This is a genomic window from uncultured Thiodictyon sp., assembly GCF_903828115.1.
Taxonomy (GTDB): domain Bacteria; phylum Pseudomonadota; class Gammaproteobacteria; order Chromatiales; family Chromatiaceae; genus Thiodictyon.
Genome location: NZ_CAIKKU010000702.1, coordinates 1 through 1878, shown reverse-complemented (window position 1 = coordinate 1878; position 1878 = coordinate 1). Strand labels below are relative to the sequence as shown.

1 protein-coding gene is annotated in these 1878 nt (G+C 74.8%); it reads right to left on the bottom strand.

Annotation, left to right across the window (positions count from 1 at the left end):
- Window positions 1-1878, bottom strand: a 1878-nt coding sequence (locus QZY48_RS26480) for a formylglycine-generating enzyme family protein (RefSeq protein ID WP_295436536.1), incomplete at both ends; no start/stop codon positions are given.

Sequence of the window (1878 nt, the reverse complement as noted above, 5' to 3'; positions counted from 1 at the left end):
GGCTCTGCCCCCGGCAACCACGCCTGCCACGCCCACGCCTCCTCCTGCCGGCCTGGGGGAAGACCCTCGGGACAGCCGCAGGCCGATGAAGGCGTTGCGGCGGGCCGGCCCGTAGCCGATGCGGCGCGCCGACCGGCAGAGCCTGGCAGGGGCGAACCAACTGCCGCCACGCAGCACGCGCTCGCGGCCCTCAGGCGGCCCCGGTGGATCGACCACGGCCTCTGCAGGATAATCGCCAACCCCGTCGGCGCACCACTCCCAGACGTTACCGTGCATCTGATACAGGCCCCAGTCATTCGCCGGCAGGGCCTTGACCTCGACCGTCTGTTCCCGGTACTTCCCCTTGGCGCCCCCGGCGTAGGGGTAGTTGCCGTCGTAGTTGACCTGATCCGTGGTGATGTTGGACCCGAAGCTGAAGGGGGTCCTGGTCCCGGCGCGGCAGGCGCACTCCCATTGCGCCTCGGTCGGCAAGACCGCCTCCAGGCCCGGGACCCGGGCGTTGAGCGCGGGGAGGAAGCGTTGCGTTATGTCGTCCCAATTGACCTGCTCGACCGGCCGCTCGGCGCCTTTGAAGCGGCTGGGGTTCTCACGGAGCACCGCCTCCCAGAGGGCCTGGGTGCAGGCGGTGTCCGCGAGCCAGTAGCCGTGGCTGAGGACGACCGGGTGCTGTGCCTCGTCCGAGTAGCGTTCTGCCTCGTCCGCGGGCGACCCCATCAGAAACTCGCCAGGCGGCACCCAGCGCAGCCGCTGCACGACGCCCTTGACCGCGAACTCGGCCCACCAGCCGGCCTGGTCGACGCCGTGGCGCACCGCCCAGTCAGGCCGCGTCAGGCGCCGCCCGGCGTCCAGCCAGGCGCGGTACTCGGCCGCGTCCCACCAGCCGCCCTGGGGCAGATCAAACCCGGTATCCGTCCCCTCCCCCACCGCCAGGCGCCCGCGCGGCATCCAGTACAGCCGCCGCCCGTCCGCCAGTTCCGCGAAGAGCCCGGCGCCATCGCGCCCCAGGCCGTCGGCCCAGGACGGGCGGCGCACGGTCTCCAGGTCCAATTGCCGACGCCCGATGGTGAGGCGGTAGCGGGTGGCGGGGTCCAGGGGCAGGGATTGGCCGACTGGCAGCACCTGGGGGGACCCGGGCTGCCCGCCGATCAGGGGCTCGACCTGCCAGTCGGCGGCGCCCGCGGCGAACTCGGCCAGGGGGCAGGCGGGCTGGAGCGACCCGGCCGGGAACAGGCCGAGCCTCTCCCCGAACTGGCCGAGGACGGCGGGCGGGGCCGCGCCCCGCTCCGCCAGCAGCCGGCCCAGGGTGTCGAGGTCCACGCCGCGGGGGAGTTGGTGCAGCGTGCCGCGGCGCAGGTCCTCGCGCCGGGCCAGGACCCAGGCGGCGGCGAGTTCCCGGCTCTGCTCCAGGAGTTCGGGGCGGCGCGCCGCCAGGTGCACCACATAACCGGCCAGCTCGCCGCCGCGGACCGCGGCGGGGCCGCGGTCCAGGGTTGCGGCGAGGCGCCGGATCAGTTCCCGGGCGGCGGCCAGGGCGGCGGGCGGGGCCAGGGGGCCATCGGCGATGGCCTCCTCGGCCTGGATCAGGGGGGACTGGTGGCGGTTGTAGGCGTGGCGCAGGGCGATGATCCGGGCCTGTACCGCGTCCGGGAGTCTCTCGAACTCGGCCGCCGCCGCGGCACGGTGCTCCCGGTCCAGGGCGCAGGCGAGCAGGTTGGCGCGGACCTGGGGGTGGTTCCAGAGCGCGTATTCGCTGCCGATGTCGGTCCCCAGGTCGCGCAGGTCCAGGCGCAGGGCGCGCAGGAGCGCGGGCTCAACGCGCGAGGCCGTGGCGAGGGCAGCGAGCAGGGCGGCGGTGGCGCGCTCGGCCGCCGGGTCCGG